This is a genomic window from Pseudomonas auratipiscis (assembly GCF_036324085.1).
GTDB lineage: Bacteria > Pseudomonadota > Gammaproteobacteria > Pseudomonadales > Pseudomonadaceae > Aquipseudomonas > Aquipseudomonas auratipiscis.
The window spans coordinates 508,326-527,827 of the sequence record NZ_JAZDCU010000001.1; the positions used below are offsets into that span (position 1 = coordinate 508,326).

General features: G+C 59.9%; 17 protein-coding genes. 4 read left to right on the top strand and 13 right to left on the bottom strand.

Features of this window, described 5'->3' with window-relative positions; all coding sequences use genetic code 11:
- Positions 1-63: 63 nt before the first annotated feature.
- From V0R60_RS02185 to V0R60_RS02195, 3 genes are read right to left on the bottom strand one after another with little or no spacing between them, the layout of a single operon-like run.
- Positions 64-1,005: an HlyD family efflux transporter periplasmic adaptor subunit gene (locus V0R60_RS02185; RefSeq protein WP_136476044.1), complete on the bottom strand. Its 942-nt coding sequence runs from the start codon at positions 1,003-1,005 to the stop codon at positions 64-66.
- A 4-nt stretch (positions 1,006-1,009) separates the two neighbouring features.
- Positions 1,010-1,210 (bottom strand): DUF1656 domain-containing protein, encoded by a 201-nt coding sequence (locus V0R60_RS02190; protein WP_136476043.1) that lies wholly within the window; start codon positions 1,208-1,210, stop codon positions 1,010-1,012.
- Entirely contained in the window at positions 1,200-3,347 is a 2,148-nt protein-coding gene (locus V0R60_RS02195; protein ID WP_330078486.1) for an FUSC family protein, read from the bottom strand. The genes V0R60_RS02190 and V0R60_RS02195 overlap by 11 nt, the downstream gene beginning before the upstream one ends.
- 465 nt (positions 3,348-3,812) lie before the next feature.
- Here V0R60_RS02195 and V0R60_RS02200 point away from each other — a divergent pair, with 465 nt between their 5' ends.
- Complete coding sequence (locus V0R60_RS02200; RefSeq protein WP_330078485.1) at positions 3,813-4,520, top strand: MgtC/SapB family protein; 708 nt, start codon at positions 3,813-3,815, stop codon at positions 4,518-4,520.
- Here V0R60_RS02200 and V0R60_RS02205 read toward each other — a convergent pair.
- Positions 4,517-4,732 (bottom strand): hypothetical protein, encoded by a 216-nt coding sequence (locus tag V0R60_RS02205; protein WP_330078484.1) that lies wholly within the window; start codon positions 4,730-4,732, stop codon positions 4,517-4,519. The two genes, V0R60_RS02200 and V0R60_RS02205, sit on opposite strands and share 4 nt — an antisense overlap.
- A 192-nt stretch (positions 4,733-4,924) precedes the next feature.
- Between V0R60_RS02205 and V0R60_RS02210 the strand changes: the two genes are divergently transcribed.
- On the top strand, positions 4,925-5,836 hold the full coding sequence (locus V0R60_RS02210; protein WP_136476039.1) for a LysR family transcriptional regulator: 912 nt from the start codon (positions 4,925-4,927) through the stop codon (positions 5,834-5,836).
- 2 nt (positions 5,837-5,838) lie between these two features.
- Here the strand turns inward: V0R60_RS02210 and V0R60_RS02215 are convergent, their stop codons facing one another.
- From V0R60_RS02215 to V0R60_RS02250, 8 genes are all read right to left on the bottom strand, one after another.
- Positions 5,839-6,879 (bottom strand): ABC transporter substrate-binding protein, encoded by a 1,041-nt coding sequence (locus V0R60_RS02215; RefSeq protein WP_136476038.1) that lies wholly within the window; start codon positions 6,877-6,879, stop codon positions 5,839-5,841.
- A 56-nt stretch (positions 6,880-6,935) separates the two neighbouring features.
- Positions 6,936-8,318 (bottom strand): aspartate aminotransferase family protein, encoded by a 1,383-nt coding sequence (locus tag V0R60_RS02220; RefSeq protein ID WP_330078483.1) that lies wholly within the window; start codon positions 8,316-8,318, stop codon positions 6,936-6,938.
- An 11-nt stretch (positions 8,319-8,329) separates the two neighbouring features.
- Positions 8,330-9,754, bottom strand: a complete 1,425-nt coding sequence (locus tag V0R60_RS02225) for an APC family permease (protein ID WP_330078482.1) — start codon at positions 9,752-9,754, stop codon at positions 8,330-8,332.
- 64 nt (positions 9,755-9,818) lie between these two features.
- Entirely contained in the window at positions 9,819-11,312 is a 1,494-nt protein-coding gene (locus tag V0R60_RS02230) for an aldehyde dehydrogenase (protein WP_330078481.1), read from the bottom strand.
- A gap of 16 nt (positions 11,313-11,328) precedes the next feature.
- Positions 11,329-12,492 (bottom strand): acetylornithine deacetylase, encoded by a 1,164-nt coding sequence (argE, locus tag V0R60_RS02235; protein ID WP_136476034.1) that lies wholly within the window; start codon positions 12,490-12,492, stop codon positions 11,329-11,331.
- Positions 12,485-13,159, bottom strand: a complete 675-nt coding sequence (locus V0R60_RS02240; RefSeq protein WP_330078480.1) for a DUF1028 domain-containing protein — start codon at positions 13,157-13,159, stop codon at positions 12,485-12,487. The genes argE and V0R60_RS02240 overlap by 8 nt, the downstream gene beginning before the upstream one ends.
- A gap of 12 nt (positions 13,160-13,171) precedes the next feature.
- Positions 13,172-13,582 carry a RidA family protein gene (locus V0R60_RS02245; RefSeq protein WP_003201555.1) on the bottom strand — a complete coding sequence of 137 codons (411 nt, stop codon included), beginning with the start codon at positions 13,580-13,582 and terminating at the stop codon, positions 13,172-13,174.
- Positions 13,582-14,901 (bottom strand): flavin-containing monooxygenase, encoded by a 1,320-nt coding sequence (locus tag V0R60_RS02250; RefSeq protein ID WP_330078479.1) that lies wholly within the window; start codon positions 14,899-14,901, stop codon positions 13,582-13,584. Before V0R60_RS02250 ends, V0R60_RS02245 begins: the two co-directional genes overlap by 1 nt.
- Before the next feature lie 217 nt (positions 14,902-15,118).
- Between V0R60_RS02250 and V0R60_RS02255 the strand changes: the two genes are divergently transcribed.
- Positions 15,119-15,400: a hypothetical protein gene (locus V0R60_RS02255; protein WP_330078478.1), complete on the top strand. Its 282-nt coding sequence runs from the start codon at positions 15,119-15,121 to the stop codon at positions 15,398-15,400.
- On the opposite strand, the gene V0R60_RS02260 is transcribed toward V0R60_RS02255, so the two are convergent.
- On the bottom strand, positions 15,375-16,355 hold the full coding sequence (locus V0R60_RS02260; protein ID WP_330078477.1) for a DNA-binding protein: 981 nt from the start codon (positions 16,353-16,355) through the stop codon (positions 15,375-15,377). The genes V0R60_RS02255 and V0R60_RS02260 overlap by 26 nt on opposite strands.
- Before the next feature lie 316 nt (positions 16,356-16,671).
- Between V0R60_RS02260 and V0R60_RS02265 the strand changes: the two genes are divergently transcribed.
- Positions 16,672-19,485: an HD domain-containing phosphohydrolase gene (locus V0R60_RS02265; RefSeq protein WP_330078742.1), complete on the top strand. Its 2,814-nt coding sequence runs from the start codon at positions 16,672-16,674 to the stop codon at positions 19,483-19,485.
- The last annotated feature ends 17 nt before the right edge of the window (positions 19,486-19,502 follow it).

The window sequence follows — 19,502 nt, forward strand, 5'->3', positions numbered from 1 at the left end:
GGTTGGCACAAACGGCGAGCAGCCTACCATTTTGCCCAACCCGACAGCAGGCTTTTCGTGATGCTATTGGCGAACGGTCACGGTGGCCGTGGTACCGGCCCGCAGGTTGCCCTTGCCGACATAGCCGGGGTCGATCTCGATTCGCACCGGAATCCGCTGTGCCAATTTGACCCAGGTGTAGCTCGGGTTGACGTTGGCCAGCAAGCGGCTACCGGGGGCATTCTCTCGATCTGTGATGGCATAGGCAATGCTCTGCACCTTGCCGTCGAACTGTTCGCCACTCATCAGGGCAATCTGCACCGCACTGCCAATCTGGATACGCGGCAGCTTGGTTTCCTCGAAATAACCGCTGACGTAGAACGAACCGCTGTCCACCAGTGCCAGCAAGGGGCTCCCGGCACTGGCGTAGTCACCCTGGCGGGTCAACAGGTTGGTGACGTAGCCACTGACTGGCGCATAGATTCGGGTGCGCTGCAAGTCCAGCTCGGCCTGGGTCAATGCCGCCGTAGCCAGCTGCACGTTGGCGCTGGCCAGACTCAAGTTGGCCTGGCCGCGCATCAGTTCAGCCTGGGCGACGGCAACGTCGGTACTGGCCTTCTCCCACTCTTCGCCAGAGATGGCCGCGGTCTGTTTCAAGGTGCGTCGACGCAGTTCCTCGCTCTGGCGCTGCTTGAGCAAGGCCTGGTTGGCGATGATCGCTGCCTGGGCCAAGCCCTCGCTGGCCCGATTCACCTCGATGGCGCGGCGAGCATGTTCCACAGCCAAGGCATAACGCTCTGGATCGATCTCCAGTAGCAACTGGCCTTGTTCCACATGCTGGTTATCTGCCACCCGCAGCGCGACGATGCGCCCGGAAACATCGGCCGAGAGCGTCACAACATCGGCCCGCACCCGTGCATCGCGGGTCCAGGGTGCGCGGGTATAGTGCTCCCAGGCGAACCAGCCCAATACCAGCGCCAGCACCACGATTGCCAGGGTCGACGCCTGGGCCACACGTTTTTTCACTGGTTCAGCTCCCCATGAACAGAATGATCAAGGCACAAATACAGCTGTACAACGCACCCTCGAATAACGCCGGATGCCACACACGCTGCATTACGCCAAGACGCTGCAATAGCCACAGCAAAGCGAACAACAACGGCATGGCCAGAATCAGAGCCTGAGCGATCGGTGGCAGATAGACGCCACCCACTTCGAAGTCAATGGGCAAGAGCAGGCTCTCCTTCGGCAGCCGGATCCAGATAGGTGCTGTAGTGGCGCAGGAATCCGCCGATCACCAACAGTGCGACCCGAATGCGAAACAGTGAGCGCATCTGCTCGGGCGCTGCGTGAAACTGCTCGTTGTGCAGGGCATCCAGTTCTTCTCCCAGCGTCTGCAGGGTATCGAGCAGCACCGACAGTTGCCCCTGGGTTCGTCCGGCAACGTAGCGACCGGTATTGCGCAACACCTGCGCCAGACGCTCGCGGGTGTCGTCCGCTAGCAACTGGTTAGCCTGGCCCTGCTCCTGCAACTGACGCAGGGCAACCCCCAGGGCCATGCAGGCCAGGTTGACCTCGAACAACGCCTTGGAACGGGCATCCTGCGTTGCTGGCAATAAGCCAAGAATAAGCGTCAGGCGGTCGACCATGCGGCTTTCAAAGGCAAATTGGCGCTCGTCGGAGTTAGGTCCCTTGAGCAGGCCGTAAACCTGCTCGCGGGTTTCGCGAGACAGCCGTTCGATACGCAAAGAAGGATTGAACGGGAACAACCAGGCATAGACCAGCAACGACAGCACGCCACCACAGATATAGGCACCGGCAAACTCGAACCACTGAATGGCGGTGTTCTGCCAGACCCCGATATTCTGCGGGCCGAACAGAAGAAAACTCGACAAGCCCAGGCCCATGCCGATACCCGCCGTCATTGGCGTCGATAGGCCCACCGCAACCACGTACAGCAACGGCAACAGCAACAGCGCAAGCATCTCGAAATCGACCACCTGTGGTATCAGCCAGAACTGGTACAACGCCGACACCAGCAGCGCCAGGCCCAGGCCACGCATGTAGTTTTGCGCAGCCATCAACGGCCGTGGGAACGTCGCCATCAACGAGCAAAGAATTCCGACCAGAATCATTCCGGCGCGCGCCCCGTCCCATGCCGTTTCGATCCAGATCAATCCGGCGACGACCAGCGCGCAAAAGGCGCGGCTGGCGTTCATTGCCGCCAGGCGAAAGTCCAGGTGCAAAGGATTGGTCCGCGGCTGGCGGTACAGGCAATCGCCCGTACGCCCTTCCTGGATCGCGTCACTTAGCTCAAGCATTTCGCCCAACTGCTCGAGCAGACGCGCCTGCTCCCAGCGCAGCGCCCAGGCCAGGGAACGCAACGTCGCCGGCAGGTCATGCTGCAACTGCTCGGCTTGCAGGGCGGCATGGTCAAAACGCCGTTGCAGCGCGCTGAAGTGCTGACGGAGGCTGGCCGGCATGGCCCTGCCCTGATGTGCCAACTGATCGAGAAAGGCCAGTTCGTCATTGAGCAACTGGTTGATGAACTCGGGATAGGCGCCCTGCCAGCGTTCGGCGATCATCAGTTTCTGGTTGCGCAACACCGTCAAGCGCGAACTGAGCAGTACCAGTTGGTTGCCGAGTAACTGCACCAAGCCATTGGCACCACGCAGGTGCGGCGCATCGAAATAGAGGTGCCGACGCAGCCCTTCCAGGGCGCTGATTTCACCGAGGATCTGCATTTGTCGTCGGCTGAACGCTTCAGCGCCTTCTTCGCCACGAATGGCTGCTGCGGCATGTGCGGCCATTAACTTGATCAAATTGTCGACCTTGGCGAAATAGCCGGTGGTGACCGCTTGGGGGCGGGCACTGAGCAGGCTGACCACACACACGCAAGCCACCGCCAGCAAGGTTTCGGTGACCCTGGTAATTGCCAGCATCAAGGTGTTGTCCTGCTCGGGGATAGCCAACATGGCTACCACCACGGCAGTGAAACCGCTGAGTACAAAGGCATGGGAGCTTGTATAGCGCAGCAATGTACCGCCAGCCGTACACAGTGCCAGCCACAGCGCCAGGGTCACTATGAATGGCAGCGGCGCCTGGGGGAACAGCGCCATGATCAACACCGCGACGACCGCTCCTACGGTGGTGCCCACCACCTGGGCAAAACTGCGTTGCAAGGTCATGCCACCCAGCGGCTGGCTGACGATGAACACCGCCATGATCGACCATTTGGGTTGGTCGAGGTCGAAAATGAAGGCCAGGTATAGCGTCAGCAGGCAGGCTACGATGGTTCGCAACGCAAAGCGGAAGGTCTCCGCGCTTGGGTGCAGCACCATCTTGAAATAGTTGATCAGTGGCTGCATACCGCGCCCTCGCCTTGCCGTGCTGGATACCTTAGCCACTGCCGCGGGCCGGGAAAAGACACAATGGCACGTTGCAGAGTTGCAAATCTGGAACAGCGACACGCCGGGCGCTCTAAAACAATTGTCATGAAAACAGCCTTGACCCCACCCCTTTTGAACGTTAGTTTCTCGCCCGCATTTTTGCATGCCTATACAGGAGTCCTGCATTGGACAGTTGCCCTGGTCGATTGCGACAGGTTCATACGGCGCGCTAGTTCAGCAGACTCTTTCTGCCACTGCCCTGCCGTACATGGTGGTCAGTGGTGCCTCGCTTCCTATGTGGATGCGACGCTTCATTCTCCCTCCCTGCTTACTCGCCCGCTAAAGCGTGGCAGTGGTTAGTGACCCTTCGCAATCCATTCGTTCACACCTGCGTCGAAAGAATTCGATGCTTTGCGGCGTTGTGCCGTGGATTCGAGGTTTTTTATGGATTGGAAAGTATTTCTTCTGCGCGTATCCGTCGCGCTCGTACTGGGCGCCTTGATCGGCGCTGAACGGCAACTGCGCCAGCGCCTCACCGGCCTGCGCACCAACGCCCTGGTCAGTACCGGTGCCTGTCTATTCGTATTGATGACCCAGGCCGTGCCGGGCATGGCCGCAACCGATGCCTCGCGCATTGCTGCCTACGTGGTGTCGGGTATCGGCTTTCTGGGGGGTGGGGTGATCATGCGTGATGGCCTGAACGTACGCGGCCTCAATACCGCCGCAACCCTGTGGTGCACGGCGGCCATTGGCGTGCTCTGCAGTATGGGCCTGCTACTGGAGGCAGCGCTTGGCAGTTGCGTGGTGCTGTGTGCCAACATCTTGCTGCGTGACATCTCCCAACGTCTGAACCATCAGGAAGTGCTGCCGGCCAATGAAGCTGAGCAGCGATTTGAAGTGCGCATTACCTGCCGCGCCGAAGACGAAATCCAGGTGCGCAGCCTGATGCTGCACAGCTTCGGCAGTGATGGTCTGCGGTTGCAGTCGTTGCACAGTGAAGACTTGGCCAACCCCGCCAAGCTGGAGGTTCGCGCCGAACTGCTGGGCAGCCCTGATGCACCGACCCAGCTGGAACGTCTGGTCAGCCGGGTCAGCCTGGAAAAAGGTGTCAGCTCTGTGCGCTGGCAGGTGCAAGAGCTGACTGTCGACTAGCGACGTTCATCCGACAACGGAGTGGGCTGGTCAGGGTCCGGCAGATTGGTTTCACCATCCGAAGCATCGGGCAGGCGCTCGATGTCTTGTGGATGCTCCTGGCGCTGCCGGTCACCCTCGACGTTGGGGTCTGTAACCGGGTCGTGTTCACGTTGTGGATTGTTCAGCGGGTCTTTCCACAGTGGATCATCTTCAGGGCGTTGCTGGCTCATGGCAGATACCTCATGAATACGGCCCGGAAAAAAGCCGAACCGTAAGCGTTGGAGGGTGCTCGCTTCACCGCGTGCCTTCGAGGCGATCAACGGTTGCCCAGCGAAAATATCCTCAATGCCCAGTAAAATCCGCTGCAGAGGCCCGGGCCCAACGCGCTACCCTGTAGCAAAATAATCAGCCAGAGGTGCACTGTGGCGTCCTATACCTTGCGTCAGTTGAAGTATTTCGTCACTACCGTGGAGTGCGGCAGCGTTGCTGAAGCATCGCGCAAGCTTTACATCGCGCAACCGTCGATTTCAACGGCAGTCAAAGGCCTGGAAGACAGCTTTGGTGTGCAGTTGTTCATCCGCCATCATGCCCAGGGTGTTTCGCTTACACCCGGTGGCGCGCGCTTCTACCGCAAGGCCCAGGAACTGCTGCGCATGGCCCGGGAGTTCGAGCAAAACGCCCTGGCCGACAACGATGTGGTCTGCGGCCAAATCGACATTGGCTGTTTCGAGACAGTCGCCCCGCTCTACCTGCCGCGCTTGATCAAAGGCTTTCGCGAACGCTTCCCCGGCGTCGAGATCCGTTTGCAGGACGGCGAGCAACAGGAATTGGTACAAGGTCTGACCGGGGGGCGCTTCGACCTGGCGATCTTCTATGACCATGACCTGGACAGCACCATCGAAACCGAGGCATTGATGGCGCCGCAACGCCCCTACGCGCTGCTGCCGGTCGGCCACCGCTTCGCCGAACAGACGCAGGTGTCACTACGCGACTTGGCACTGGAACCGATGATTCTTTTGGATGTGCAGCCCAGCCGCACCTATTTCGTCAGCATCTTCGAAGAGTTGGGCCTGAGTCCGAACATCGTCTTCAGCTCACCCTCGATCGAAATGGTCCGGGGCATGGTCGGCCAGGGCTTCGGCTTTGCAGTGTTGGTAACCCGCCCGCACACGACCAGCACTTACGACGGGCAAGCGCTGGTATGTGTGGAACTGGTTGAGGAGGTCACCGGCTCCGGACTGGTAGCCGGCTGGTTGAAACGTGCGCAGCTGACCAAGCCTGCGCAGTTGTTTGTCGATTACTGCAAGGAACAGTTCGCTGCCTGGCTGAGCTGAAATCAGCGCGCCGCCCAGGCATTGAAACGCTGTTCCAGTTCCTCGCCATGGTCGACCCAAAACGCTGCATCTACCGCCTGCGCCTGGGCCAGGTTGGCCTGGGCCGTAGGTAGCTGTTGCTGGACAGCCTCCGGCAACAGTTTCAGTGCATCGCGATGTACCGGCCCATACGGTATCTCTTGCGAGAACACCTTCTGTGCCTGCGGCTGACTGGCGAAGGCGATGAAGTCTTCGGCCAACGCCTTGTTCGGTGTGCCCTTTACCACTGCCCAATATTCTGGATCGTAAAGGCTTTGCGGCCAGACGATGCCGAGTTTCATGCCTTCCTTCTGCGCAGAGGCGATACGCCCGTTGTAGGCCGCACTCATGATGACGTCGCCGGCGATCAACCACTGCGCAGGTTGCGCGCCCGCCTCCCACCACTGAATGTTGCCTTTGATCTGGTCGAGTTTGGCAAAAGCGCGGCTTACCCCTTCAGGCGTTGCCAGCACTTCATATAGCTGCTCGCGCTTGACCCCATCAGCAAGCAAGGCGATTTCCAGCGTGTATTTGGCGCCCTTGCGCAAACCGCGCTTGCCGGGAAATTCACTGATATTCCAGAAATCCGCCCAGGATGTCGGTGCCTTTGCCAGTTTGTCATGATCGTAGGCCATCACCATCGACCACACGTAGGTGGCCACTCCACACTCGCTCAGGGTACCCGGTACGAACTGCGCGGCATCGCCAAAGCGTGCCGGGTCCAAGCGCTCGAACAGTCCTTCGTCGCAGCCGCGTAGCAACTCCGGACTCTCCACCTCGACCACGTCCCAACTGATATGGCCAACATCGACCATGGCTTTGATTTTCGACAGCTCACCGTTGTATTCACCCGCTACGACGCGTCCTGCACCGCTGGCGTTGAAGGGTTGGAAATAGGCTTTGTCCTGGGCCTGTTTGGTAGCACCGCCAAAAGAAATCACCGTCAGGTTCTGTGGCGCGGCTTGGACAGCACCGCACAGCAGGACCAAGGCAAAGGGAACACTGCAACGCAAGGATCTGGACATGGATCTGTTCCTCTTATTAGATGCCGGCTCGCCCGTACGAGCCGGTGTACGGGGCTTTACAGCAAACCGTATTCGCGTGCGGTGCGGTCTACGGCTATTCGGGTTTTATCGACCAGCTCATCGATCTCGGCTTTGCCAGCGACCAGCGCCGGGGCCATGATCATGCGCCCCAGGGTCGAGCGAATGATCAGGCCCTCTTCGAAGCCGATGGTGCGGCAGCGCCAGGCCATGTCGTTCTCGTTGGCAAAGCGCTTGCGGCTGGCTTTGTCTTCGGCGAACTGCAGCGCCGCCACCAGGCCGGCGCCCTGAACTTCGCCAATCATCGGGTGATTACCGAACACTTCGCGCAGGCAGCTCTGCAGGTACGGACCAGTTTCCTGCTTGACCCGGGTAACAATGCCCTCGTCGCGCAGGGCCTTGAGGTTGGCGATCGCTACCGCCGCAGCCACCGGGTGCCCGGAATAGGTCAGGCCGTGGGCGAATACCCCGCCCTGCTCTACCAGTACCTGGGCCATGCGCTTGGACAGGATCAGGCCACCCATTGGGATGTAGCCGCTGGTCAAGCCTTTGGCGATCGACAGGGTGTCGGGCTCGAATCCGAAGTATTCATGGGCGAACCACTCACCGGTGCGGCCAAAACCACCGATCACTTCGTCGGCGCACAGCAGCACGTCGTACTGACGGCAGATGCGTTGGATTTCCGGCCAGTAGCTTTCTGGCGGAAAGATCATCCCGCCTGCACCCTGGAAGGGTTCCGCGACAAAGGCGGCCACGTTTTCGGCACCCAGTTCAAGAATCTTCTCTTCCAGCTGGCGCGCTGCACGCAGGCCGAATTCGGCTGGGGTCAGGTTGCCTTCATGGGCGAACCAATACGGCTCGTCGATGTGCGCGACATCCGGGATTACCCCGCCCATGTCGTGCATGAATTTCATCCCACCCAGTGCCGTGGCGCCCAGGGTCGAGCCGTGGTAGCCGTTCCAGCGGCCAATCATGATTTTCTTCTGCGGCTTGCCGAGAATCTGCCAGTAGCGGCGTACGGTACGGATCAATACCTCGTTGGCCTCAGAGCCGGAGTTGGTGTAGATCGCATGGCTGTAGTGGTCCGGCAACAGGCTGAACAACAGCTCCGACAGTTCGACCACCGCCGGGTGTGTGGTGTGGAAGAACATGTTGTAGTACGGCAGTTGTTCAAGCTGCTGGCTGGCCGCGGCAGCCAGGTCCTTGCGGCCATAGCCGAGGTTGGTGCACCACAGGCCCGACATGCCGTCCAGGTAACGCTTACCGTCGTTGTCCCAAAGCGCCAGGCCTTCGCCGCGAACGATTACGCGCGGACCTTCTTCGTTCAGGGCTTTCTGGTCGAGAAACGCATGAATGTGGTGCGCCGCATCCAGGGCCTGGTAGTCGCTGGTGCTACGGTCGGTTTTGACTTGAGTGGTCATTGCGTGTCTCCTTATTGATTGTTGTCGTTGCCAGCCACAAGCGCGCTTTGCAGCGGTTCTGGCTTGAACAGGGGTTTGCCCATCACACATTTGATCCACAGCACCGCGATGATCGAAACGATCAGCAGCACCAGGCCGGCGTAGGCGAAGATCGAGAAGGTCATTTCCGGGCTAGGCGAAACGTTCCAGATCGCAAAGAGCATGCCGGCGATACCGAACAATTGTGGCAATGGGTAGAACGGTGTACGGAACGGCCGGTGCACCTGCGGATAGCGGCGACGCAAGGCGATGACGTTGATGTGGGTAACGATGTAGGCCAACAACCACGCCAGGGCAGCGGCCAGCAGCAACTGGTTGATCGCGTCTGGATGGTCGTGCATCAGCAACAGTGGCAAACCGGTGATAGCTGCGACGAACAGCACCGCGACCCAAGGCGCACCGGTACGTTTGCCCTGGCGCTTGAGAATGCCGAAGGCCTGGCCGTTGCACGCCATGCCGAACAGCATCCGCGGAATGGCTGCCAGTGAGCTGTTCAACGTACTGCAGGTTGCCGTGATGGCTGCGGTGACCAGAAATACCTTGCCGGTTTCACCAAACACCGTGGTGGCGAACAGATAATGAGGCAGGCCGTTGCTGGCGAGTTCTGCCTGCGGCACCGTGAGCAACGCGCCCAACGCATACAAGGCAATGATCACGAAGATAACGGTCAGGCCAAGCATCATCGACCCGGGAATATTGCGTTCCGGGCGACGTGTTTCTTCCACCAGCGGGCAGACGAACTCGGCGCCGACAAACCCCCACACAGCCATTGCCGTCAAGGCGATCACGCCCAGGCCCATCGGGTTCCAGCCGGCGATTTCGAACAGGCTTGGGTTGGGTGGGACGATATCGCTGTTCATCGCGCTCAGGCCCATGACCAGCAACACCACGACCATGACCACCGCCAACACCGTTTGCAGTCGGGCGAAGATATCGATGTTGAACAGGTTGAGCACGGTGAACAGCGCCAGCACGCCAAGGGCTACGGTCAGCGGTGGCATCGAGTGCGGATACACCTTGTCGATGATGAACTCCATCAGCAGCAGCTCTGCCGACAGCGCGAACATTGCCACCACCACGTACCCCGAAAACGTCGCGAGGATTGCCGGAAACTGGCCGATGGCGACTTCCGTGTAGCTACTCAGGCTGCCTGCGCGGGGAATCATCAAGGCCAGCTCCGAGAACGAGCAGGCGTAGCTCAAGGCCAACAGCCAGGCCAGCGCCAGGGGGATGATGAAGCCCGCCCCGGCGATGCCGACGCCCTGCAGCATCAGCACCATCACCCCTTGCGAAACGACCAGGCCGATGGCGACGGCCAACAAAGCGGTCAGGCCCAGTTTCTTTCTGCTCGCAGGCGGCGCCAGGGCGCCCGCGGACACGCTTGCATTGGTATTCATCGATTGCTCCGTTCTTAGTTTTATTTGGAGATATTTCGCAGGGCAAGGCAGCCCACACAGGTCCTCAGCCGCGCAGTTGAATCCAGGTGGTTTTCAATTGGGTGTATTTGTCGAATGAATGCAGTGACAGGTCGCGGCCAAAGCCCGACTGTTTGCCGCCACCAAAGGGCACGGTCACATCCAGGGCATCGACGGTATTGACCGAGACCGTACCGACATTCAAGCGCCGCGCTACGCGAAGTGCGCGGTTAAGGTCATCACTCCAGACTGAGGCTGCCAGGCCATAAATGTGGTCGTTGGCCAACCCTACGGCCTGGTCTTCGTCATCGAACACGCTGACCGCCAGGACCGGACCAAACACTTCTTCACGGGCCAGGGTCATGTCGGCCGTCACGCCAGTGAAAATCGTTGGCTCGATGAAGTTGTTCGAGCCGTCGAAGCTCAGTTGGCGGCCGCCGCAGACCAGTTGCGCGCCCTCTCCTTGAGCCTGCTCGATGTACTGCATGATGCGTTGCGCCTGCTTAACATCGACAATCGCCCCCGCGCTGCTGGCCGGGTTCAATGGGTTGCCGGGTTGCCACTTGCCAGCTTTGTCGATCAAGCGCTGGATGAACTCATCGGCAATCGAGCGTTGCACCAGCAAGCGCGAGTTGGCCGAACACACTTCACCCTGGTTGAAAAATATCCCGAATGCCGCCTTCTCAGCCGCCAGATCCAGGTCCTGGCAATCGGCAAACACCAGGTTTGCACTTTTGCCACCGCACTCGAGCCAGACCTGCTTGAGGTTCGACTGCGCGGCATACTGCATGAAGTACTTGCCGACTTCGGTCGATCCGGTAAACACCAGCGCATCGACATCCATGTGCAAGCCAAGGGCGCGACCGGCCTCCTCGCCCAAACCGGGTATGACGTTGAGTACACCCGCCGGTATACCCGCCTCAAGCGCCAGTTCGGCCAGGCGCAAGGCCGAGAACGGCGATTGTTCTGCCGGCTTGAGCACCACACTGTTGCCAGCAGCCAAGGCTGGGGCTAGCTTCCAGGCGGCCATGTCCAGCGGGAAGTTCCACGGCACCACCGCACCGATCACGCCCAGCGGTACGCGAGTGATGGTCGCCAGGGCATTGCTCGCAGTCGGTGCGACCTGGTCGTACAGCTTGTCGAGGCTTTCGCCGTACCAGGCGAATACATGGGCGGCACCGGGTACGTCGATGTTCCAGGCATCCATTACCGGCTTGCCCATGCTCAATGAGTCGAGCAAGGCCAGTTCGTCACGGTGTTCGAGCATCAGTTGCGACAGCTTGAGCAATATCGCCTTGCGCTCTCCGGGAGCCATTCTTGCCCAGGGTCCCTGCTCGAACGCTCGACGAGCACATGAAACCGCCAGGTCCACTTCCGCCTGCCCACAGGCAACCACGTGCGCCAGCACCGCGTTGGTAGCCGGGTTGATGACCTCGAAGCGCTCGCCGCTTTGCGCCTGACAAGGCTGGCCGTCGATCAACGCTGTGTCGATCAAACGTTGTTGTCCCGCCAGCGTTGTCCATTGATTGAAATCGTTCACCGCAAACTCCTTATCGTTATCGGGTGTTGCAGAGGTAGGCTGCCAATCGGTCCATCAGCCGGTCGCAGGCTGCCATTTGCTCGACACTGACAAATTCGTCGGGCTTGTGTCCTTGCTCCATGCTGCCGGGACCGCACACCACGGCAGGAATACCGGCCTGATCGAACAAGCCGCCCTCCGTACCAAAGGCCACGGTGCTGAAGGCATCGCTGCCGCACAGGTGGGCAATGAGCTGGGCTGCGGCACTTTTCGGCGCGGTCGCCAGGCCCGGATAGGCCGAGATGGCTTCAAAACGGATGGAGGTGTCGACATTGACAGCCTGCATGGCAGGCAATAGCGTCTGCTCGGCATAGGTTTGCAGCTCATCCAGCACCCCTTGCGGCTCGAAGGCGGGCAAGGCGCGTACTTCGAAGTCGAAGCGGCAATCAGCCGGAACGATGTTCAAGGCTGTACCGCCCTGGATCACTCCGACCTGGACCGTGGAGTACGCCGGGTCGAAACGGTCATCGTGGTGTTCTGGCGCAGCCAGGCGCTGACCGATTTCGCCCAGGCGCCCGATCAGCCGCGCAGCCTGCTCGATGGCATTGACGCCGTACGGCGCGTATGCCGAATGGCACGGTGCGCCATGCACGTGGCAACGCATTGCCAGCTTGCCCTTGTGCCCCAGTACCGGCTTCAACTCGGTGGGTTCGCCGATCAGGCACAGCGCCGGTTGCGGGATTCGCTGTGGCAACACCTCCAGCAGGCTACGCACGCCCAGGCAACCCACTTCTTCGTCATAAGAGAACGCCAGGTGCACCGGTCGGCGCAGAGGGCTGGCCAGAAACACCGGTACGGCAGCCAGCACCGAGGCGAGATAGCCTTTCATGTCTGCCGCACCACGGCCGTAGAGGTTGCCGTGTTGTTCAGTCATGGCGAACGGCTCGACCGTCCAGGCCTGCCCCTCCACCGGCACCACATCGGTGTGCCCTGACAGCACCACACCACCTTCCACGGCCGGGCCGATGCTGGCCAGTAGGTTGGCTTTACTGCGTTCGGCGTTGTAGATCAGCTCGCAGCTGACTCCCAGGCCTTGCAGGTAGTCACGCACGAACTCGATCAACGCAAGGTTCGAGTCGCGGCTCACCGTGGCAAAACCGATGAGCTTGGCCAGCAAGGCGCGGCTGCGCAGCTCACTCATCGCCCGGTACTCCGTAACTCGGTGCCAGGGTTGGATTGAGGGCGCGGGTCAGGTAGTCCTGCAATTGCGGTTGATAGGCAGCCCAGAGTGTATGCAGTTCGCCAATGGGATTTTCCTCAGCCCAGTCCACGCGCAGATCGACGATGGGCCACACCAGCTCGTCCACCACCGACATGGCCGCCGAATGCACCGCACCGGCTTCACCACCGGCGTCTTGACCCGCTTGCAACGCGGCGAGCAAGCGCGCCGCCAAACAGCCTTCACTGCTTTCGAACACCGCGACCATACTCTCGATCACGCCACGATTGGCCAGCAAGTTGCCGGCTGCAACACATTGCTCACCGGCCAAGGCATTGTGGGTGCCCAGGGTGTGGTTGCCGCTGAATACCGCAGTGCGCCCCTGGGCATCGATAACCGCAACCTGACGATACTGGCTATAGCCGTTGCGAGTCAGCGCATGATCGAGCGCCTGCTGAGGCGTCAAGCCTTCGCCCAGAGCGTCCAATACTTGGGGCCCAAGGGCAGGCAGGGTGATGTTCTGGCTCGAGACCGCGCCTACCCCCGAGCGCATCCAGGGACAACGCGCGCCCACGGCAATGCTCGATGAACTGATCGCGATGCCGAGCTGGCCTGTTTCAGCACAGCGGCCGACGATGGAAAAGGTCATGGTGCACGCTCCTTATTCGGGAATGACTGCAATCACATCGATTTCCATCAACCACTGCGGCTGGCCGAGGGCACTGACCACCAGACCGGTGGAGATCGGGAAGACACCCTTGAGCCACTTGCCAACCTCCTGGTACACCGGCTCGCGGTAGCGTGGATCGATCAGGTAAGTGGTGGTCTTGACGATGTGGCTGAGGTCGCTGCCCGCTTCTTCGAGCAGTTGCTTGACGTTGCGCATGGCTTGCTCGGCCTGCGCCCGAGGATCACCCAGGCCTACCAGTTGCCCGTTGAAATCGGTGCCAACCTGGCCGCGCACGTACACAGTGTTGCCGGCACGCACTGCCTGGCACAGGTCGTTGTCCAGGGTCTGGTTCGGGTAAGTGTCTTTGGTGTTGAACATGCGAATGCGGGTATGAGTAGGCATCAACGGACCTCCATAAGGCTGGCGGATTGAAGGGTGGGCTCAGGGCTCGCTGCCTGGCGTTGTGAGGCATCTCGATAGTCGAAATAGGCGCGCTGCTTGATGATGTGCTCGCCGATGTGCCGGGCGTCGTGCCACACACCCCAGATAAAGGCCGAGCCACGACGGGCCAGCCACGGCAAGCCGACGAAGTAGATGCCCGGTTCGCTGGAGACGCCGCGCTGGTGCTGCGGCTTGCCATCCGCCTTGAAGGCATCGACCTTCAGCCAGTCGTAGTCGACCGAATAACCCGTGGCCCAGATAACGGTGGTCACCCCAGTCTTGGCCAGGTCTAGCTCCAGAATCGGCTGAGTCAGGCAGGCTGGATCAGGCAGCATGATTCGCGCTTCCGGCTCCTGCGGCAGATCCAGGCCATTGGCGTCGATGTAGGCGTCGGCGGCATCAAGCAAGGCCAGGTAGTTTTCGTCACCGCGGGCAATATTCTCGGCCAGGTTCGCCTCGAAGCTCACCACACCGTTGTCGAAGGCCTTGGTCAGGCCGACCAGGATCATGCCTTGCTGGGCCAGGCGACGAAAATCCACGGTATGGCCGCCGCGCGCACCGCTCACAGCAATGGTGACGTGCTCTTTGCCCGGCTGTACACCTTCGGCATCCCACAAGCCGAGCACCCCCAGCCACCAGCAGAAGTCGCGGTTGCGGTAAGCGCGTGGTGGACGATCATGGGCACCCACCGAAAGGTAGACCTGCTTGCCGGCACGCTGCAGTTCATCGGCGATCTGCACCCCAGAAGAACCGGCACCTACCACCAATACGGCGCCGTCGGCCAATTGCTGCGGGTTGCGGTATTCGGCGGAATGGATCTGCGCGACCTTGCTGTCGACTGGCGCGATAGCGGGAATCACCGGACGCTGAAATGGCCCGGTGGCGACCACTACATTGTTGGCTTCGATCACACCGTCGGTGGTCTCAACCGTAAAGCCAGGACGCCCTACGTTGCGCTCGACCTTGGTCACGTCTACGCCGGTACGCACCGGCGCATTGAATTTGCGGGCATAGGCTTCGAAGTAATCGGCGACCTGATCCTTGGGGGCGAAGGCATCAGGATCCAGCCCCTCGAACTCAAGGCCAGGGAAGCGATCGTGCCAGGCAGGACCGTTGGCAACCAACGAGTCCCAGCGTCCAGTACGCCAGGCTTCGGCAATGCGATTACGTTCAAGGACCAGGTGCGACACGCCCAGGCGGCTCAAATGTTCGCTCATGGCAATACCGGCTTGGCCGGCGCCAACCACAAGCGTGTCTACTGCTGTCTTATTATTTGTCATCTCTGCGCCCTACTGAGGTTTCCCACGCGGATGGCCGTGGGTGGGTGTAGGGCGCATTCTGTGCAAAGGCTTGAAAAGGCGAAATTATGATTTTTGTAGTTGCTAGAGAGCAAAAAGCTTTGCGGGTCTTGATTGCCGCTGGGTGGCGGTGCGAAGCCTTGACGCGTAGTGCTCCATGACCTTGAATAGCTGCGATTTTCTATTGGACGCTGTCTCTATGCCTCCAACCATCCGTGTGGCCCATGACCAGGATGCGCACCTGTTTGCGGTGCTAGAACGCTCTGCTGCTCAGGCTTTTACCGCCTACGAAGGTTTGCAGTGGCTCGCCAGTGGCGACGAGCTCAATGCCTCGCAGCATCAGACCTTTATTGGTAATGGCCATGCCTGCGTAGTGGTTGACGAGCACAGCCTGGGCGTCTTTCTGCAACAACGGTTGGCTGCCGAGCAGCGCCATGGCCTCAACGACCGCTGCGCTAAGCGCTTGAATCTTCAGCGCTGACTGGATGGGCAAGCTTTTCGGCCTGACGCAACTGCGCCTCCAGCTTGCCGATCAATTGCAATTGCTGACGCAGTTCAGTGACCCGCTCCGCCAGGCTCAGGGCCAGGTTCTGATTCTGTTTTTCAAGTTCATCCCGCGAGCCATTGAGCTGTGCCAGATTTATCTCCAGCCCCTGGATCTGCGCCTGGCGCCGGTCAGCCTGGGTCTTGAGTGTACGCTGACCCTCTTTGAGGGTACGGATCTGTACCAGCAGGCCTTCGTTGTCGCGGTTCAAACGTGTCAACTCGTCCTGCTTGACGATCAGCGTCTGCTGCAACTGGCGCAACTCGACTTGAAGCTGCTGCACCTGCCCTTCATGCCGACGCTGCTCCTGCTCGCGTTGTTCACGGCTGGCAGTGCGGTAGTGCTCGAGCGCGTCGCGGGCGTGCTGGTGCTTATCTTCAAGGGAGACGATCTGTTCGTCCTTGTCGGCCAGACGCAGTTGCAATTCACCCACTGACTGGTTGAGCGTGGCATTACGGGTCTGTTCGGTTTGCAAGGTACTGCGCGCCGTGGCCAGCTCGGCAGACGCTCCGGCCAGGGCGGCGGCCTGGATTTCATGCTGCTGTTGCAGCGCTGCCAGTGCCTGCTGGCTGATCTGCACCTGGGCCAACAATGTTTGTCGCTCACGCTCGAACGCAGCCTGCGCCAGTGCAATGCGCGCCTCCCCTTCCTCGCGTAGCTGCTCGGCCAATTGTTCGACCAGGTTTGCCAGTGCGTCACTGAGGTTAGGTGTACTGGCCGGTGACGCCGGGTACTGGGTATCCAGCTCCTTCAAATAACGATGAATCGTGGTTTTCGAGCCAGTGTTACCGAGCTCGATACGTACTGCATCGATACTAGGGTGTACACCACGGGTCAGGAGTGCCTGGCGGGCCTTCTGCACAACCGCCTTGTTTATACCGCCCCGAGCCATGGGTACTCCTACTATTTCGTATTGTGGTATGTACTACGTGTTTACATGGTATCTGACTCGATAAAACCTCGCTCGAAAATCTTGATTCTTTAATGAAATAATCACGGCTTATCGCATTTGAATGAGTATTTTCAGCCAGAAAAGGCCTTTTGGCGTGTGCACTGGAGCTGGTCTAGCATTCACGTACGCAAGCCGCCCCCTTGGCGGGCAAGCTATAAACAGCAGATACCCCAACGCGTGCCGATGAAGGATCAAAGCCTTGAACAGCCCCCACAGTCGCGGGTTCCCCCTGCAGGTGCTCATCGGCCTGGCAATCATGTTGAGTACCCTGGTATTGGGGAGTGTGCTCGCCTACCAGGGTTACCGGGGTATAGAGCAGGCGTCGCTGGTGGCCTCGGCCAATGCCACCCACCAGCTTGGCCTGACCATCAATGAGCGCGCCCAGCGCTTGATCGATCCGGTGATCAGTTCGATTCACTTGCTGGCGTACGACCCGATCTCACAAGCCAGCACGCTGCCAGAGCGCCTTGAGCGTTTGCCTTTGCTGGTAGCAAGTCTGGAAACCAACAAGATGCTCAGCGCGGTGTATGTGGGCTATCCAAACGGTGAGTTCCTGTTGGTGCGGGAACTGCGCAACGAGCAAGTCCAGCAAGACCTGCAAGCGCCCCCAGGTGCCGCCTATCTGGTGCAGAGCATCAGCCTGGACGACGCGGGTCAGCTCGTCGGCGAGTGGCGATTCTATGATCGGCAACTGGCCCTGCTCGATACTGCAGTTAAACCTGAGTACCACTTCGATCCACGCACACGCTCCTGGTTTATCGCAGGCATGGGTACGTCAAGCTCGGTGCTGACCAAGCCCTATGTGTTCTTTACCACCCGCGAAATAGGCCTGACCGTGGCCCAGCGCAGTATCGACGGTTCAACCGTGCTGGGCATGGATGCATCGGTGAATGACCTCGGTGGTGAGGTCGAGGATTTGCGCATGACCCCCGGCACCGAAATGGCCGTGGTAGACAGTTCGGGTAGCGTGATCATTTATCAAGACCCGCAACGCGTGGTCGTCAAGGACGGTAACCAACTGCGCTTGTCACGCCTTCACGAATTGGGGGAGGAAAGCCTTAACTGGTTGTTCGCCAGCGACTACAAAGGTGTCGATGCACGCCGTTTCCAGGCCGGTGGCAAGCGTTGGTACGGCTTTCAAGTGCCGCTGTCGTCGTTTACCCAACACGATCTGCGCTTGCTCATCGCTATCCCTGCATCCGAACTGCTCGGCGAGGCCCGCCACCTGCTGATCAAGCAAGCTGTATGGGCCACTGCGTTGATTGCCCTGTTGATGCTGGTGGGCTGGGCGCTGGCGCGACGTATCGGCAAGCCTTTGCGCGCATTGACCCGGCAAGTGCGTGCACTGGACAGTTTCGATTTCAATCAGGCCATAGGGGTCCAGTCGAAGATCAGCGAAGTCAGTGAGCTCAGCCATGTGCTGGGCAACATGTCGCGCACCATCAACAACTTCCAGGCCATCAACCTGACCCTCAGCCGCGAAACCGACCTGGATAACATGCTCAACGGTGTACTCAGGCAATTGGTGCAAGCCACCGCTGTCGAGGGAGGGGCGATCTATCTGCTTGACGATGACTCCGACAATTTACGCCTAGCAGCGCATTGCCGCGGCGATCAGTATCCGCCTGAACTGAGCTTGCGTGTGCATGGCCAGGAAGACCTGAGCGCCGCCGTGGCGCTGGCGCTGCGCAGCCAGGCTGAGTACCTCACTGTGGTACTGAACGATCGCAGCGAGCGTTTGCTGGGTATTCTGGTGCTGCAACTCGCCGCTGCGCAGCAACAACCGGGTGGCGCACCCCAGGCGTTCCGTCGATTCGTCGAGGAGTCCTCAGGCGCCGCTGCGGTGGCCATCGAGACGCGCCAGTTGATCGAAAACCAGCAACGCCTGCTCGACGCCATCATCAAGCTTCTGGCCGACGCGACCGATGCCAAGAGCCCCTACACCGGCGGTCACTGCGAACGTGTGCCGCAACTGGCAGAAATGCTCATGAACGAGGTTATCGCCGCCCGCAGCGGCCCTTATGCGCAGTTTCACATGAATGAACTGGAGCGCTACGAGTTCAAGATCGCGGCCTGGCTCCATGACTGCGGCAAGGTCACCAGCCCCGAGTACGTGGTCGATAAAGCCACCAAGCTGGAAACCTTGTACAACCGTATCCACGAGATTCGCACACGCTTTGAAGTACTCTGGCGCGACGCCGAGCTGGATTATTGGCAAGCCCTGGCCGCTGGCGGTGATAAACAAAGCCTGCAACTCTCGCTTGACAACCGCAGGGCCGATCTGCAGCAGGAGTTTGCCTTCGTTGCCAACGCCAACATCGGTGGCGAGTTCATGAGCGATGAAGACATTCAACGCCTCGAGCAAATCGGCAGTCGCCAGTGGCTACGGTATTTCGATAATCGCCTGGGTGTCTCTCGCGATGAAGCCGAGCGCCTGAAATCAGCCCCATCGCCTACTTTGCCGGCGCCGGAACAGCTGCTGGACGACCGTCCCGAGCACATTGTGCCCTGGGGTGAGCGCAAGCCACCGGTGGACAAACACGATCCGCACAACATCTGGGGTTTCGACATGCGCCTGCCGGCGCACGCCTACAACTATGGCGAGCTGTACAACCTGAGCATTCGCCGTGGCACCCTGACCGAGGAAGAGCGTTTCAAAATCAACGAGCACATCGTGCAGACGATCATCATGCTCAACACCTTGCCCTTGCCGCGTCATCTCAAGCGCGTGCCAACCATTGCTGGCAATCACCACGAAAAGATGGACGGCACCGGCTACCCACGTCGCTTGAACCGGGAGGACATGAGTATCGCTGAACGGGTGATGGCGATTGCCGACATTTTCGAGGCGCTGAGCGCCGCCGATCGTCCTTACAAACCCGCCAAGACATTGTCCGAGTCAATAAAGATTCTTGGTTTCATGGCCCGCGACCAGCATATCGACGCACAGCTGTTTCGCTTGTTCCTCACCAGTGGCGTGTACCGCACGTACGGCGAAAAATTCCTCCACCGCGACCAACTCGACGAGGTGGATATCCAGCCGTACTTGGCCGCCACAGACGACATTTAGCAAAAGCAACAGTGATC

What these genes read in the sequence shown, in the direction of transcription:
- V0R60_RS02250 (WP_330078479.1), bottom strand. Translation starts at nt 14,901, where the DNA reads ATGACAAATAATAAGACAGCAGTAGACACGCTTGTGGTTGGCGCCGGC.
- V0R60_RS02195 (WP_330078486.1), bottom strand. Translation starts at nt 3,347, where the DNA reads ATGCAGCCACTGATCAACTATTTCAAGATGGTGCTGCACCCAAGCGCG.
- V0R60_RS02215 (WP_136476038.1), bottom strand. Translation starts at nt 6,879, where the DNA reads ATGTCCAGATCCTTGCGTTGCAGTGTTCCCTTTGCCTTGGTCCTGCTG.
- V0R60_RS02245 (WP_003201555.1), bottom strand. Translation starts at nt 13,582, where the DNA reads ATGCCTACTCATACCCGCATTCGCATGTTCAACACCAAAGACACTTAC.
- V0R60_RS02255 (WP_330078478.1), top strand. Translation starts at nt 15,119, where the DNA reads ATGCCTCCAACCATCCGTGTGGCCCATGACCAGGATGCGCACCTGTTT.
- argE (WP_136476034.1), bottom strand. Translation starts at nt 12,492, where the DNA reads ATGAGTGAGCTGCGCAGCCGCGCCTTGCTGGCCAAGCTCATCGGTTTT.
- V0R60_RS02205 (WP_330078484.1), bottom strand. Translation starts at nt 4,732, where the DNA reads ATGAGCCAGCAACGCCCTGAAGATGATCCACTGTGGAAAGACCCGCTG.
- V0R60_RS02225 (WP_330078482.1), bottom strand. Translation starts at nt 9,754, where the DNA reads ATGAATACCAATGCAAGCGTGTCCGCGGGCGCCCTGGCGCCGCCTGCG.
- V0R60_RS02240 (WP_330078480.1), bottom strand. Translation starts at nt 13,159, where the DNA reads ATGACCTTTTCCATCGTCGGCCGCTGTGCTGAAACAGGCCAGCTCGGC.
- V0R60_RS02265 (WP_330078742.1), top strand. Translation starts at nt 16,672, where the DNA reads ATGTTGAGTACCCTGGTATTGGGGAGTGTGCTCGCCTACCAGGGTTAC.
- V0R60_RS02220 (WP_330078483.1), bottom strand. Translation starts at nt 8,318, where the DNA reads ATGACCACTCAAGTCAAAACCGACCGTAGCACCAGCGACTACCAGGCC.
- V0R60_RS02200 (WP_330078485.1), top strand. Translation starts at nt 3,813, where the DNA reads ATGGATTGGAAAGTATTTCTTCTGCGCGTATCCGTCGCGCTCGTACTG.
- V0R60_RS02260 (WP_330078477.1), bottom strand. Translation starts at nt 16,355, where the DNA reads ATGGCTCGGGGCGGTATAAACAAGGCGGTTGTGCAGAAGGCCCGCCAG.